This is a genomic window from Stenotrophomonas sp. TWI377, from assembly GCF_039674525.1.
Classification (GTDB): Bacteria; Pseudomonadota; Gammaproteobacteria; order Xanthomonadales; family Xanthomonadaceae; genus Stenotrophomonas.
The window spans coordinates 119,026-133,235 of sequence record NZ_JBDJNT010000008.1 but is presented as its reverse complement, the minus strand read 5'-3'; the positions used below and the strand labels follow the sequence as shown (position 1 = coordinate 133,235).

The window sequence follows — 14,210 nt, the reverse complement described above, 5'->3', positions numbered from 1 at the left end:
GCCCCGCCTGGTAGTGCCGGCCGCTGGCCGGCAGCGCTCAATGAGGCACGGGCAGGTGCACCTGCAGGTTCATCAACGCGGCGGGTTGCCGTCCACACCCTTCCCATCACTCTCCGCATCCGCCTCGAACAGATGCATCAGGTCCGCGCGCGCATCGCGCGAGGTCTGGATCACCGCCGCTTCGTCGTCGTAGACCAGGTACTGATCGCGCAGCAGCTTCTCGTCATGCTCGCGGAAGCGCTGCACATGGCTGCGTGCGGTCTCCACCGACATGCCGAGCGCGATCAGCATCCGTTCGCTCAGTTCCAGGCTGGTGCCGAACACCTCGCGGAACGGCTCGGCGGACATGTCCATCAGCCGCCACGCATGCTGGCGGTTGCGTGCGCGCACCAGCACCACCGCATCGGGATACATGCGCCGGATAAGCCGCGTGGCCCGCATGTTGGCGTCCGGATCATCCAGTGTGACCACGTATACGCGGATGTGCTCGCCGCCGGCGGCGCGCAGCATCTCCGGCCGGGTGGGGTCGCCGTAATAGAGTTTGTTGCCGAAGCGGCGCAGGTCCGAGACCGTATCCGGATTGGACTCCAGCGCCACGAACGGGATCTTCTGCGCGGTCAGCAGGCGCGCCACCACCTGGCCGAAGCGGCCCATGCCGGCGATCATCACCTGCGGCTGTACATCGGTGATGTCGACCTTGTCGGCGGGCTGGGCCGGCGCCTTGGGACCGTCATCGCGGCCCAGCAGGCGGATCAGGCCGATCATCAACAGCGGCGTGATCGCCATCGACAGGCCGACGATCGCCACCAGCCGATCATGGTTGGCACTGCCAAGCAGGTGCGCGCGCTGGGCTTCGTTGAACACCACGAAGGCGAACTCGCCGCCCAGCCACAGCACGCTGCCCAGCAGCACCGCGTGGCGCGTGCGCAGCTTGGCCAGCTTGCCGATGCCGAACAGCAGGCCGAACTTGACCACCAGCAGGATCGCCACGCCGGCGGCGATCATCATCGGCTCGGCGACGATGCGGTCCAGGTCGATGCCCATGCCCACGGCGATGAAGAACAGGCCGAGCAGCAGGCCCTTGAACGGTTCGATCTGCGATTCCAGCTCGTGGCGGAATTCCGAATCGGACAACAGCACACCGGCCAGGAACGCGCCCAGGCTCGGGCTCAGCCCGGCCTCCTGCATGAACCATGCGGTGCCGAGCACGACCAGCAGCGCGGTGGCGGTGAACACCTCCGGGCTGCGCGTGCGCGCGATGATGTTGAACAGCCGGCGCAGCACCGGCCGTCCGCACAGGATCACCACCGCCAGCGCGCCGATCGCGATCGCCACGTCGTTCCACTGCAGAGTGTCGTTGCGCGCACCGCCGAGCAGCGGAATCGCCGCCAGCAACGGGATCGCGATCAGATCCTGGAAGAGCAGGATGGCGAAGCCCAGGCGCCCGTAATCGCTGTTGATCGCTTTGTGTTCGGACAGCAGCTGCAGCCCGACCGCCGTGGAGGACAGTGCCAGCGCGATGCCGACGATCAACGCGCTCTTCCACTGGAAGTGATCCAGCATCAGCAGGCTGCCCAGCACGAGGGCACTCAGCGCGACCTGCAGTGCGCCGGCACCGAACACCGAGCGGCGCATCACCTTCAGGCGGGCGGGCGACAGCTCCAGGCCGATCACGAACAGCAGCATCACCACGCCGATCTCGGCGGCGCTGAGGATGCGGTCGGCGTCCTGCACGAAACCCAGGCCATCCGGGCCGAGCACCACGCCAGCCGCCAGATAGCCAAGCACCGCGCCCAGGCCGAGTTTTTTGAACACCGGCACCGCGATCACCGCGGCCAGCAGCAGCACCAGGGCCAGCTCGAGCGCGCCGCTATGCATGGGGGAACCTGCTCATGGGGTCGTGTGCCGTGCGGGTGGAAAGCCTCCCCGGGCGGACCGGGGCCTGTGGCCGGGGCCACGCGCCATTATGCGACCGCGATGGGTGCGGAAGGCGACTCCCACCGGAACGGCGTCCCGCACAAGGGTTGACCTGCGTCACACCCGGGTCCAGACTGCCCGCCGCTGCTGGCGTCCGCCGTCGGCAGTAAACCCTTCCGGAGTCCCCAACCCATGTCCAGCGACAGTAGAAGTCGACCTTGCTCGACGCCAGCGATGGCCACCGCCTGACACGGGTCGGTTCGCCAGCGTTGGCGTCGCGCAATGCGATACCCACAGGCGAATACGATGAACCAGAAAGACCTGCTGCGCCCGGTGGCCGATGCCGCCTCGTTGAGCGCACCCCTCGATAATTTCAACACCGCCGATGCGGTGGAATTCCTCAACACGCTGAGCCTGTCGCGCGCCGCCGACACGCTGGCCGCGTTGCCGTTGCCGCGCGCGGTGAAGATGCTCGAGCAGCCCGAGCTCAACCGCGGCGGCGATCTCGTGGCGGCCATGCCGGTGGCCCGCGCCGCCGCCCTGCTCGGGCTGATGGCCGATGACCGCGCCACCGATATCGTCCACGAGCTGGACGAGGACGAGCGCGCGCGCCTGATCCCGCTGCTCAGCCCGGAGGCGCGCAAGGCGATCCAGCAGTTGCTGAGCTACCCGGCGCACACCGCCGGCGCGCTGATGACCACCGAGTTCGTCAGCGTGCCCTCGGACTGGACGGTCGGCCGCACCCTGCAGCACATCCGCGAGGTCGAGCGCACCCGCGAGACCGTCTACGCGATCTATGTGCTGGACCCGCACACCCGCGCGCTGGTGCAGGTGGTGACCATGCGCCGGCTGATCACCGGGCTGCCCGAGGAACCCATCCTCGACGTTGCCCAGGTCAACCCGCCGGTAACGGTGGAGGTGCAGCTGGATCAGGAAGAGGTGGCGCAGCTGATCCGCCGCCACGACCTGCTCGCGATTCCGGTGGTCGACGCGCAGCACCATGTGCTTGGCATCGTTACGGTGGATGACATCCTCGATGCCCTGATCGAAGAATCCACCGAGGACGTGCACAAGTTCGGCGGTATGGAGGCGCTGGAAAAGCCGTACATGCAGATCGGCTTCTTCGAGATGCTGCGCAAGCGGGCCGGCTGGCTGAGCGTGCTGTTCCTCGGCGAAATGTTGACCGCCAGCGCGATGCAGCACTACGAGGACGAGCTGGCACGCGCGGTGGTGCTGACGCTGTTCATCCCGCTGATAATGAGCTCGGGCGGCAACTCCGGCTCGCAGGCCACTTCGCTGCTGATCCGCAGCCTGGCCCTGCGCGAGCTGCGCCTGCGTGACTGGTGGAAGGTGGCGCTGCGCGAGGTGCCGACCGGCATCACCCTGGGCGCGATCCTGGGCGTGCTGGCGATCATCCGCATCGTGTCCTGGCAGCTGCTGGGCCTGCACGACTACGGCGAGCACTGGCAGCTGCTGGCACTGACCATCGGCGCGGCCCTGGTCGGCATCGTCACCTTCGGCTCGCTGTCCGGCTCGATGCTGCCCTTCATCCTCAAGCGCCTGGGCTTCGACCCGGCCAGCGCCTCGGCCCCGTTCGTGGCCACGCTGGTCGATGTTACCGGCCTGGTCATCTACTTCAGCATCGCCGCGATGATCCTGCGCGGCACCCTCCTTTGACAGGGACGGGGGGTGGTTAATAACCACCCCCGTCCCTGTTACTGTCTGATCGCATGAGCACCTACCACCTGCAAGCCGTCTTCCGCCCGCAGTCGGTCGCCGTGATCGGCGGCAGCCCACGTGAACGCTCCGCTGGCCGCGCAGTGATGCGCAATCTGCGCGGCACCGGCTTCACCGGCAAGGTGGCCTGGATCAATCCGCGTTACAGCGAGATCGACGGCATCCGCACCGTGAAGCGGCTCAAGGATCTGGACTGGGTGCCCGAGCTGGTGGTGATCACCGCCCCGGCCAGCATCGTGCCGCAGGTGGTGGCCACGGCCGCCGAGCGCGGTGTCAGCGCGGCGATCATTCTGACGGCCAACCTGGGCGAAGGCCCGGGCTCGCTGGCCGCGCAGGTGGAGGCCGCCGCCCGGCCCAAGGGCCTGCGTATTCTCGGCCCGCACTGCCTGGGCGTGATCGCGCCGCATGCACGCTTGAACGCCAGCATCGCCGCGCACTTCCCGCAGGCCGGCGATCTGGCCCTGATCTCCGAATCCAGTGCGATTGCCGCGGCCCTGGTGGAGTGGGGCGTGGCGCGCTCGGTCGGTTTCTCCGCCGTGGTCTCGCTCGGCGACACCCTGGATGTCGACTTCGGCGATCTGCTCGATTACTTCGCCACCGATTACCGCACCCGCGCGATCCTGCTGTACGTCGAGCACATCCGCGATGCGCGCAAGTTCATGTCCGCCGCGCGTGCCGCTGCGCGCGCCAAGCCGGTGGTGGTGGTCAAATCCGGCCGCCACATCCGCATCAATCCCGATGCCGATACCCACGTGCAGGCGCTGGCCAGCGCCGATGCGGTGTACGGTGCGGCATTCAACCGTGCGGGCCTGCTGCGCGTCAGCGCGCTGGATGAGCTGTTCACCGCGGCCGAAACACTGGGCCGGCTCGGCACCTTCCCGGGCCGTCGCCTGGCGATCCTGAGCAACGGCGGTGGGGTGGGGCGGCTGGCGGTGGACCAGCTGCTGGCCCTGCGCGGCAGCCTGGCCGAGCTGTCGCCGGCCACCGTCGCCCAGCTCGATGCGGTGCTGCCGCAAGGCTGGTCGCGCAGCAATCCGGTCGACATCGTGGTCGATGCCGATGGCGACCGCTACGCCGCGGCGATCGAAGCGCTGATGTCCGATACCGAGAACGACGCCGTGCTGGTGGTCAACGTGCCGACCGCGTTCACCTCCTCGGCCGATGCCGCGCAGGCCCTGACCCGCACGCTCGGCCTGCGCCCGCGCCACCACCGCGACAAGCCGGTGTTCGCGGTGTGGCTGGGCAACGACGATCGTGCCACCGCCACGCTCAATGCCGCGCGCGTGCCGACCTACCCGACCGAAGCCGAGGCCGTGCGCGGCTTCCAGCATCTGGTGCGCTACCGCGACGCGCAGGCCGCGTTGATGGAAACCCCGCCCAGCCTGCCCGAGGATTTCGTGGTCGATACCGCCGGCGCGCGCGCGCTGGTGGAGACCGCACTGGCCGCCGGCCAGCAGTGGCTGGACCCGATCGCCACCCACCAGCTGCTCAGCGCCTACGGCATTCCGTCCGCGCCGGTGATGCAGGCCAGTGATGCCCACGAGGCGATGGACCTGGCCCAGCCATTGCTGGAGCAGGGCGCCACGGTGGCGATCAAGGTGTTCTCGGCCGACATCCCGCACAAGTCCGATGTCGACGGCGTGCGTCTGAACCTCGGTACCCTGCAATCCGTGCATGCGGCGGCGACCTCGATCATCGCGCGCGCGCATGAAAAGCGGCCCGATGCGCGTATCGATGGCGTGCTGGTGCAGCCGACCATCGTGCGGCCCAAGGCGCGCGAGTTGATCGCGGGTATTGCCGATGACCCGACCTTCGGCCCGGTGATCGTATTCGGCCGTGGCGGCACTGCGGTCGAAGTGATCGACGACAAGGCGATCGCCCTGCCACCGCTGGACCTGCGCCTGTCGCATGAACTGATCGGCCGCACGCGGGTCTCACGCATCCTCAAGGCGTACCGCGATGTTCCGGCCGCCGACGAACGCGCGGTTGCGCTGATCCTGGTCAAGCTCGCCCAGCTTGCCGCCGACATCCCCGAGATCCGCACGCTCGACATCAATCCGCTGCTGGCCGACCGCGACGGGGTGATTGCACTCGATGCGCGCGTGGCGATCGAACCGTCGCGCAAGCTGCACAAGGGCCGCGGCCACCCCCGTTTCGCGGTGTTTCCGTACCCGAAGGAGTGGGAGCGCACCATCACCCTGTCCGACGGCGCCCCCGCCTTTGTACGCCCGGTCCGCCCCGAGGACGACGCGCTGTTCCGTGCCTTCTTCGCGCGCGTCACCGATGACGACCTGCGGCTGCGCTTCTTCCAGTCGGTGAAGCACTTCAGCCACGAGTTCATCGCGCGCCTGACCCAGCTCGACTACGCGCGTTCCATCGCGCTGGTGGCCATCGACCCGCGCAGCGGCGACATGCTCGGCGCGGTGCGCCTGCACGCCGATGCGGACTACGACCGTGGCGAGTACGGCATCCTGATCCGCTCCGACCTCAAGGGCCACGGCATCGGTTGGCGGTTGATGGCGATCATGATCGAGTACGCGCAATGGCTGGGCCTGAACATCATCGAAGGCCAGGTGCTGCGCGAGAACAGCACCATGCTGGCGATGTGCCAGAGCCTGGGCTTCAAGACCCGGCTCGACCCGGACGATTCGACGGTGATGGTGGTGACCCTGCCGGTGCAGGACGTACAGGTGCCGCAGGCGCCCGATCCTGCAACGCACTGAGCCGATCGCGGTACGGCGCGTGCACGTGGGCGGGGCGACAATACGGGATGACCGACCGCCTCCCCCTGCTGCTGCTCCCCGGCCTGCTCAACGACGCTGAACTCTGGCGTGCGCAGATCGCCGACCTGTCCGATATCGCCGACTGCATCGTGGGCGACCAGACCCGCGGCGAGACGATGCAGGCCGTGGTCGATGACGTGCTGGCGCAGGCACCGGCGCGCTTTGCCCTGGCCGGGTTCTCCCTCGGCGGTTTCGTCGCCCAGCAGATTCTGCGCACCGCGCCGGAGCGGGTGCTGCGCCTGGCCCTGATCGATACCTCGATCCATGCCGACTCGCCCGAGCGCGCCGCGCAACGGAGGACGCAGCAGGCAAGCGTGCGGCTGCCCGGAAAATTCCACGGCTTCGGTGACACGTTGATGCGCAGCTACATCGATGCCTCGCGGCTGGATGACGATGTGCTGGTGCAGCGCGTACGCGACATGACCGCGCGGCTGGGCGCGGAGGTGTTCCTGCGCCAGAGCGCACTGGACCGGGTGGATGGCCATGACGTGCTGGCCGGATACCGCGATCCGCTGTTGATCGTATGCGGTGCGAACGACCGCATCACCCCGCTGGCGATCAGCGAGGCGATGCATGCGCTGGTGCCGGATTCAACCCTGGTGGTGCTGCCCGATTGTGGCCATCTGGCCCCGATGGAGAAGCCCGACGAGGTCAGCGCGGCACTGCGCGCGTGGTTGCAGGGGTAGGTGCCGACCGTTGGTCGGCATGCCCACCACGCCCGACCAACGGTCGGGCGCTACCGGTCAATCCCAGGCTGGCGCAATCGCCTCAGGGTTCGCCAGGCGATGCCCCCGATCCAGCGTGGCGATCTGCGCCATGTCCTCATCGCTCAAGCGCAGATCGGCGGCCAACAGGTTGCCGGCCAGGTTGTCGCGCTTGGTCGAGGACGGAATCACCGCAAAGCCCTGCTGCAACGCCCACGCCAACGCGATCTGGGCCGGGGTGGCCTGGTGGCGCGCGGCGATGGCCTGGATCACCGGGTCCTTGAGCACTTCGCCGTAGGCCAGGCTCATGTAGGCGGTGACAGCGATGCCCTGTTCCTTCAGGAACGCGATCAGCGCGCGGTTCTGCAGGTAGGGGTGGACTTCGATCTGGTTGGTCGCGATCGCATCGGCACCGAGGATCTCGATGGCCTGGCGGGTCTGGGCGATGGTGAAGTTGGAGATGCCGATCTGGCGGGTCAGGCCCTGCGACTTGGCCTCGGCCAGTGCACCGAGATACTCGGCCATCGGCACCGCATCCTTCGGCGACGGCCAGTGGATCAAGGTCAGCTCGACGTGGTCGGTGCGCAGCTTGCGCAGGCTCTCGCGCAGGCTCTCCAGCAGCGCGTCGTGGTGGAAGTTGGCGATCCAGATCTTGGTGGTCAGGAACAGAGCTTCGCGGGCCACGCCGGACTCGGCGATGGCCTGGCCGACCTCGGCTTCGTTCTCGTAGATCTGTGCGGTATCGATGGCGCGGTAGCCGACGTCCAGTGCGTTGCGCACCGAGTCGATCACGGTCTGGCCCTTCAGGCGGAAGGTGCCGAGGCCGAAGGCGGGAATGCTCATGGAAACTCCTTCATGGGGTGAGGTGCAGGCTACGCCGTGCACCGTAAAGCGACGGTAGAGCCGACCGTTGGTCGGCTGTGGTTGCGTGGAACGAATCGTTGCTCGGCTGTCAGGTAGAGCCGACCGTTGGTCGGCTGTCAGGTAGAGCCGACCGTTGGTCGGCTGCTGTCACGGGTCCGCGACCGGGATCCCTCAATGCGCGCTCACGGCGATGCCTTCGGCGCGGTCGGCCACGCCATCGCGGCGGTCCAGGCGGCCGCTCAACGCGGTCAGGCCAAAGGCGCCCATCACCACCAGCGCGCCCAGCCACGGGGTGTGCATCAGGCCGAAGTGATCGACCACCAGGCCCCCCAGCGAAGCACCGAGCGCGATGCCGACGTTGAAGGCGGCGATGTTCAGGCCCGACGCCACGTCGGCGGCCTGCGGGGCGAACCGCTGTGCCTGCTTGACCACGTACACCTGCAGGCCCGGCACGTTGCCGAACGCCACCGCACCCAGCGCGAGCACGGTCAGCAGCACCAACCAGGTGTTGTAGGCGGTGAAGGTAAGCAAGAACAGCACGGCGGCCAGCAACGCGAAGATCAGCTTCAGGGCCGGGATCGGGCCGCGGCGGTCGGCCAGGCGGCCGCCCCACAGGTTGCCGATCGCCACCGACACGCCGTAGACCAGCAGCACGCCACTGACCGCATTGGCCGAGAAGCCGGTCACGTCCTGCAGGATCGAGGCCAGGTAGGTGAAGGAGAGGAAGGTGCCGCCGTAGCCGAGTGCGGTGATCGCATACACCAGCAGCAGGCGCGGCTGTGCGAGCACGGCGAGCTGCTGGCCGAACGTGGCCGGCGCGCTGCGCTGCAGGTTGCGCGGCACGAACAGCAGGCTGCCGATCAGCGCGATCACGCCGAGCGCGGCCACGGCCAGGAAGGTGGCCCGCCAGCCCAGGTGCTGGCCGATGAAGGTGCCCAGCGGCACGCCGGTGACCAGCGCCACGGTGAGGCCGGTGAACATGATCGCGATCGCGCTGGCGGCCTTTTCCTTGGGCACCACCGAGGTGGCGATGATCGAGCCGATCGAGAAGAACACACCGTGCGCCAGGCCGGTCAGCACGCGCGCCACGATCAGCGAGCCGTAGCCCGGAGCCATCCAGGCGATCACATTGCCGAGGGTGAACAGCAGCATCAGCGCGACCAGCAGGGTCTTGCGTGGCACCCGGCCGGTCAGCGCGGTGAGCACCGGCGCACCGACCGCCACGCCAAGCGCATACAGCGACACCAGCAGGCCGGCCGAGGGCAGGGTGACGCCGAGGTCGGCGGCGATCGTCGGGATCAGGCCGACGATGACGAATTCAGTCGTGCCGATGGCGTACGCACCCAGCGTCAACGCCAACAAGGCCAAGGGGATACCGCGGGACATGGACGGATACCGGTGGGGAGTGAGGCTGCGCAGTCTGCGCGCCGCACTCTTGCGGAAAAAGCGGCCTTCACGCCAATCACTGTTGCTCCATGGTCAATAATGGAGCCTCTCCGCCGGGCCGCCGCCATGAAAACCACCCTCGATGAGATGCAGGCCTTCATCGCCGTGATCGACAGCGGGTCGATCACCGCCGCCGCCGAACAGCTGGGCCAGACCACCTCCGGGGTCAGCCGCGCGCTGGGTCGGCTGGAAGAAAAGCTCGGCACCACCCTGCTCACGCGGACGACCCGTCGCCTGCAGCTGACCGAGGAGGGCGACGCTTTCCTGGCCCAGGCCCGCGCGATCGTGGCCTCGGTGGAAGCGGCCGAAGAGCAGATCGCCGCACGCCGTCAGCGACCGGCCGGGCGCCTGCGCGTGGATGCGGCGATGCCGTTCGTCCTGCACGTGATCGCCCCGCTGGTGGCCAGCTACCGCGCGCGCTATCCCGAGGTGGCGCTGGAGCTCAACAGCAGCGAGCGCTACATCGATCTGCTGGAGCGGCGCACCGATGTGGCCATCCGTATCGGGCCATTGGCCGATTCCACCCTGCATGCGCGGCCGCTGGCCCACAGCCGGCTGCGCGTGATGGCCAGCCCGGCGTATCTGGAGCAGCACGGCACCCCGCGCGACGTGGCGGCACTGACCGAGCACACCCTGCTCGGCTTCAACGAGCCTGACTCGCTCAACCACTGGCCGCTGCCCGGCGCGACCGACGCGCTGCTGCACGTGCGCCCGGCGGTGGCGGTCTCCAGCGGCGAAACACTGCGCCGGCTGGCGCTGGAAGGGGTCGGGATCGTCAGCCTGTCTGATTTCATGACCCACCGCGACCGCGAAGCCGGCGCCCTGGTGCAGGTGCTGCCGGATATCACCGTGGAGGTCCGCCAGCCGATCCACGCCGTGTACTACCGCAACACGGCGGTCTCGGCGCGGATCAGCTCCTTCCTCGATCACCTGGCCGAGGCCATGGTGGGTACCCCCTACGTCCGGTAGTGCCGGCCGCTGGCCGGCGCCATTCCGATGCGTGCTGCGTGCGGTTGCCGGCCAGCGGCCGGCACTACCGCTGCATCACGCCGCGCGGGCCAATCCGCTCACCACACCGCGCCCGGCATCCAGCACGAACACATCCACCGCCGCATTCAAGGCGACGGCCTGCTCTTCCATGCTGCGCGCTGCCGCCGAAGCTTCTTCCACCAGCGCTGCGTTCTGCTGCGTGGTCTCGTCCATCTGCACCACGGTCTGGTTGACCTGCTCGATCCCGGCGGACTGTTCCTGCGAGGCCGCTGCGATGTCGGCCATGATGTCGGTGACGCGCTGCACACTGCCGACGATCTCGCCCATGGTCTGCCCGGCCTGCTGCACCAGCGCGGCACCGCTGTCGACATCGGCGACGGATTGATCGATCAGCCCCTTGATCTCCTTGGCCGCGCTGGCCGAGCGCTGCGCCAGCGTGCGCACTTCGCTGGCGACCACCGCAAAGCCGCGGCCCTGCTCGCCGGCGCGCGCCGCTTCCACGGCAGCGTTGAGCGCCAGGATGTTGGTCTGGAACGCGATGCCGTCGATGACGCTGATGATCTCGGCGATCTGCCGCGACGAGGCCTGGATCGCCCCCATCGTCGTGACCACCTGGCCGACCACCTCACCGCCTTGCGAGGCGACCGAGGCGGCGTTGAGCGAAAGCTGGTTGGCCTGGCGCGCGTGCTCGGCGTTCTGGCGCACGGTGGAGGTGAGTTCCTCCATCGAGGCGGCGGTTTCTTCCAGGTTGGCGGCCTGCTGTTCGGTACGGCGCGACAGGTCGCTGTTGCCCGCGGCGATCTCGCCGGCGGCGGTCTGGATCGATTGCGCGGCGTGCTTGATGTCGCCGACGATGGTGGTCAGCTGACCGGTGGTACGCGCCATGTCATCGCGCATGCGCGCGAACACCCCGTGGAAGTCGCCGCGCATGCGCGCGCTGAGATCACCCCCGGCGATCGCCTGCAGCACGCGCGAGACCTCGCCCAGATCCTGCTCGGTGGTCTGCATCAGGCGGTTGAGACCGCCGACCATCTCGCCGAAGTCGTGCTGGTAGCGTGCCTCATCGCCGCGCTGGCTGAAATCGCCCACGGCCGCTGCCGCCGCCAATCGTTTGATCTCGGCATTGATGGCACCGAGGTTGGCCTTGGCGGTATCCAGCGCCTGGGTGATCACCGCCTTCTCGCCGGGCAGGCGTTCCATGTCCACCGATAGATCACCGACCGCGTAGTGGCCCATGATCTCGATCGCCCGCAGCTTCACCTGGATGTGGTTGGCGACCAGGGTGTTGGTGTCGCTGACCATCTGCCCATAGCCGCCCGGGAATGCCGTGGCGTCCATGCGGTAGCTGATCTCACCGGCGTCGTGGCGCTGCGCCATCGTCGCCTGCGCGGCCAGCACGCCCTTCAGGGTCTGGGTAACCTCGCGCATCGCGGTGCCAAGGCGACCGATCTCATCGCCGCTGCGCACCACCACCACATGCTCCAGATCGCCGCGTGCCACCGCGCGGGCTGCGGCTTCGACCGCGACCACCGGGGCGATCACCGCGCGCCGCAGCCACAGGGTGAGCACGGCCAGCAGCACCAGCGCCGCCAGCGCCGTGACCATGGCCGAGGCGACCAGCGCGGCGCGGGCGCGCTCGGCCGTTGCACCGGTCTCGTACTCGGCTCGTTCGCTGGCGCGCGCGGCCAAGGCATCCAGCGTGGCGCCCACGGCGCGGTCGGCGCCGCGCACCAGCGCGTCGCCGGCCTGGGTGTCATAGCCACTGGCCGCGAATGCCTCCAACGCGCCGCGGTAGCGGGCCTCCAATGCGCGGTGCTCGGCCAGGAACCGGTTGGCCAGCGTGCGTGTCTGTTCATCGCGGCTGGTCGCCAGCGTGCCGGCCAGGGCTTCAATGCGGCGTCCTTCCGCATCGAACGCCGCCAGGTGGCGCTCGCGCAGCGCCTCATCGGCGCCCCGGATCAACACGTTCTTCCACTCCTGCACCTGCAGCCGGAACTCGCGCTGCAGCAGCTCGGCCTGCGCTTTGCGGGCGACCTCGACGGGCACCTCGGCCGACAGGTTCCGCCAGGCCGACCCCAGCCCGGCCAGGGCCGCCAGCACGATGATGACCAGGCCGAGCGACAGCGCGCCCAGCAGTTTGAATTGAAGACTCAGGGCGCGTGGACGCGCCGGTGCGGAGGACGTCATGGGAAATGAAAAGTGGGGAAGGGCAATGCGGTATCGGTCTGCCTAAAGCAGGCTGAAGTGCGACGCCAATCACGGTTGCCGTTCCATTAAACGTTGTGACGATGGCGTGTAGATTAATTTTGGTCGCATATGGAACGAAACAGGACTGGACACGCAACCAATATGTAACTAATGTAGTTACATGAAATCCAGCAACCAGTTCTCAGACGCCTTGCACGTGATGGCCCATCTGGTCGGCCAGGACGGTCCGCGCACCTCCGAGCAGCTCGCCACCTGCCTGCCGACCCATCCCGTGGTGATCCGCCGTCTGCTGTCGGCCCTGAACAAAGGCGGCCTGGTGACCACCGTGCGTGGCCACGGGGGCGGCGCCCAACTCGCCCGGGAGCCGGCGCAGATCACCCTGCACGACGTGTATGTCGCCATCGGTGCGCCCGCCCTGCTGCACACCGGCGCGCGCGAGACCGGGCGCGGCTGCCCGGTGCAGCGCGTGGTCAACGAGGCGCTGGACGACAGTTACCGCCAGGCCCAGGCGCTGCTCGAGGCCCGCCTGCGTGACACCACCCTGGCCACGCTGGGCGAGGCATTCGCCCGCCACCTGGCCCACCATGCTGCAGGAGTTCCCCATGAGGTTTGATGCGATTGTCGTCGGCGGCAGCTTCGCCGGCCTGTCCGCTGCCCTGATCCTGGCGCGTGCGCGCCGCGAGATCCTGGTGATCGACAGCGGCCTGCCCCGCAACCGCTTCGCCGCCCATTCCCAGGGCGTGCTGGGCCAGGATGGCATCGCCGGTGCCGAGCTGCTGCGCAACGCCAAGGCGCAGCTGTTGGACTACCCGACGGTGCGCTGGGTCAACGATACGGTCAGCACGGCCGAGCCGACCGTGGATGGTTTCGTGGTCGGCACCGCGAACGGTGACACCTGGGCCACGCGCAAGCTGCTGCTGGCCACCGGCATCGCCGATGAACTGCCCGAACTGCCCGGCCTGGCCGAGCGCTGGGGCCACAGCGTGGTGCACTGCCCGTACTGCCATGGCTATGAAATCGGCGGCGGCGCGATCGGCCTGCTGGGCGGGCATGAGAAATCCGCGACGATGGCCGCGTTGCTCGCGGACTGGGGCAACGTCACCCTGTTCGCGCACGGCATGACACTGGCACCGGAAGAACGCGCTGCCCTGCAGCACCGCGGGGTCAGCATCGAGCACGAGGCCGTGATCGGTCTCGAAGGCGAGGCACCGGCGCTGAGCGCTGCCGTGCTCGCCGATGGCCGCCGGCTTGAACTGCGCGCGCTGTTCGTCACCGCGCGCCAGCACATGGCGACACCCCTGGTGGAACAGCTGGGCTGCGTGCTGGAGAACAGCCCGATCGGCGTGCTGGTCCAGGTCGACCCGGGCAAGCAGACCAGCGTGCCCGGCATCTATGCCGCAGGCGATGCAACGCTGGTCGGCAACATCAGCCTGGCCAGTGCCGAAGGCGTGCGCGCCGGCGTCAGCCTGCACCACGCGCTGGTCGCCGAAGACAGCCGGGCCAGCCGATAAGGCCAGGGCGCTCGGCCGGGCCGGAAACCGAGCGCCCACCCCACACGGAA

Annotated in this window: 10 protein-coding genes; 6 read left to right on the top strand and 4 right to left on the bottom strand. The window is 68.5% G+C overall.

Annotated features, from left to right (window positions below):
* Positions 1 to 72: 72 nt before the first annotated feature.
* Positions 73 to 1,878 (bottom strand): monovalent cation:proton antiporter-2 (CPA2) family protein, encoded by a 1,806-nt coding sequence (locus ABE546_RS09230; protein WP_313209476.1) that lies wholly within the window; start codon positions 1,876 to 1,878, stop codon positions 73 to 75.
* 345 nt (positions 1,879 to 2,223) lie between these two features.
* Here ABE546_RS09230 and mgtE point away from each other — a divergent pair, with 345 nt between their 5' ends.
* The 3 genes from mgtE to ABE546_RS09215 are packed head-to-tail and all read left to right on the top strand — an operon-like array spanning position 2,224 to position 7,123.
* Positions 2,224 to 3,594 (top strand): magnesium transporter, encoded by a 1,371-nt coding sequence (gene mgtE / locus ABE546_RS09225; protein ID WP_070469987.1) that lies wholly within the window; start codon positions 2,224 to 2,226, stop codon positions 3,592 to 3,594.
* 53 nt (positions 3,595 to 3,647) lie between these two features.
* Positions 3,648 to 6,377 (top strand): bifunctional acetate--CoA ligase family protein/GNAT family N-acetyltransferase, encoded by a 2,730-nt coding sequence (locus ABE546_RS09220; RefSeq protein WP_346463416.1) that lies wholly within the window; start codon positions 3,648 to 3,650, stop codon positions 6,375 to 6,377.
* A 47-nt stretch (positions 6,378 to 6,424) separates the two neighbouring features.
* Positions 6,425 to 7,123: an alpha/beta hydrolase gene (locus ABE546_RS09215; RefSeq protein WP_313209471.1), complete on the top strand. Its 699-nt coding sequence runs from the start codon at positions 6,425 to 6,427 to the stop codon at positions 7,121 to 7,123.
* A gap of 57 nt (positions 7,124 to 7,180) precedes the next feature.
* Here ABE546_RS09215 and dkgB read toward each other — a convergent pair whose 3' ends face one another.
* Together dkgB and ABE546_RS09205 are read right to left on the bottom strand one after the other, a co-directional pair.
* Positions 7,181 to 7,984, bottom strand: a complete 804-nt coding sequence (gene dkgB, locus ABE546_RS09210) for a 2,5-didehydrogluconate reductase DkgB (RefSeq protein ID WP_346463414.1) — start codon at positions 7,982 to 7,984, stop codon at positions 7,181 to 7,183.
* Between the two features lie 192 nt (positions 7,985 to 8,176).
* Positions 8,177 to 9,391: an MFS transporter gene (locus ABE546_RS09205; RefSeq protein ID WP_313219325.1), complete on the bottom strand. Its 1,215-nt coding sequence runs from the start codon at positions 9,389 to 9,391 to the stop codon at positions 8,177 to 8,179.
* 126 nt (positions 9,392 to 9,517) lie between these two features.
* Between ABE546_RS09205 and ABE546_RS09200 the strand changes: the two genes are divergently transcribed.
* Positions 9,518 to 10,420: a LysR family transcriptional regulator gene (locus tag ABE546_RS09200; protein WP_102788681.1), complete on the top strand. Its 903-nt coding sequence runs from the start codon at positions 9,518 to 9,520 to the stop codon at positions 10,418 to 10,420.
* A gap of 75 nt (positions 10,421 to 10,495) precedes the next feature.
* On the opposite strand, the gene ABE546_RS09195 is transcribed toward ABE546_RS09200, so the two are convergent.
* Complete coding sequence (locus ABE546_RS09195) at positions 10,496 to 12,628, bottom strand: methyl-accepting chemotaxis protein (protein ID WP_346463412.1); 2,133 nt, start codon at positions 12,626 to 12,628, stop codon at positions 10,496 to 10,498.
* Positions 12,629 to 12,809: 181 nt separating this feature from the next.
* Here ABE546_RS09195 and ABE546_RS09190 point away from each other — a divergent pair, with 181 nt between their 5' ends.
* Together ABE546_RS09190 and ABE546_RS09185 are read left to right on the top strand one after the other, a co-directional pair.
* Positions 12,810 to 13,262: an Rrf2 family transcriptional regulator gene (locus ABE546_RS09190; RefSeq protein WP_313209459.1), complete on the top strand. Its 453-nt coding sequence runs from the start codon at positions 12,810 to 12,812 to the stop codon at positions 13,260 to 13,262.
* The gene (locus ABE546_RS09185) at positions 13,252 to 14,160 is read left to right on the top strand and encodes an NAD(P)/FAD-dependent oxidoreductase (RefSeq protein ID WP_346463410.1); all 909 of its coding nucleotides are present in this window, start codon (positions 13,252 to 13,254) and stop codon (positions 14,158 to 14,160) included. The genes ABE546_RS09190 and ABE546_RS09185 overlap by 11 nt, the downstream gene beginning before the upstream one ends.
* Positions 14,161 to 14,210: the final 50 nt, after the last annotated feature.

Excerpts from the sequence above, each read along its gene's own strand:
- ABE546_RS09230 (WP_313209476.1), bottom strand. The coding sequence starts at position 1,878 with ATGCATAGCGGCGCGCTCGAGCTGGCCCTGGTGCTGCTGCTGGCCGCG.
- mgtE (WP_070469987.1), top strand. The coding sequence starts at position 2,224 with ATGAACCAGAAAGACCTGCTGCGCCCGGTGGCCGATGCCGCCTCGTTG.
- ABE546_RS09220 (WP_346463416.1), top strand. The coding sequence starts at position 3,648 with ATGAGCACCTACCACCTGCAAGCCGTCTTCCGCCCGCAGTCGGTCGCC.
- ABE546_RS09215 (WP_313209471.1), top strand. The coding sequence starts at position 6,425 with ATGACCGACCGCCTCCCCCTGCTGCTGCTCCCCGGCCTGCTCAACGAC.
- dkgB (WP_346463414.1), bottom strand. The coding sequence starts at position 7,984 with ATGAGCATTCCCGCCTTCGGCCTCGGCACCTTCCGCCTGAAGGGCCAG.
- ABE546_RS09205 (WP_313219325.1), bottom strand. The coding sequence starts at position 9,391 with ATGTCCCGCGGTATCCCCTTGGCCTTGTTGGCGTTGACGCTGGGTGCG.
- ABE546_RS09200 (WP_102788681.1), top strand. The coding sequence starts at position 9,518 with ATGAAAACCACCCTCGATGAGATGCAGGCCTTCATCGCCGTGATCGAC.
- ABE546_RS09195 (WP_346463412.1), bottom strand. The coding sequence starts at position 12,628 with ATGACGTCCTCCGCACCGGCGCGTCCACGCGCCCTGAGTCTTCAATTC.
- ABE546_RS09190 (WP_313209459.1), top strand. The coding sequence starts at position 12,810 with ATGAAATCCAGCAACCAGTTCTCAGACGCCTTGCACGTGATGGCCCAT.
- ABE546_RS09185 (WP_346463410.1), top strand. The coding sequence starts at position 13,252 with ATGAGGTTTGATGCGATTGTCGTCGGCGGCAGCTTCGCCGGCCTGTCC.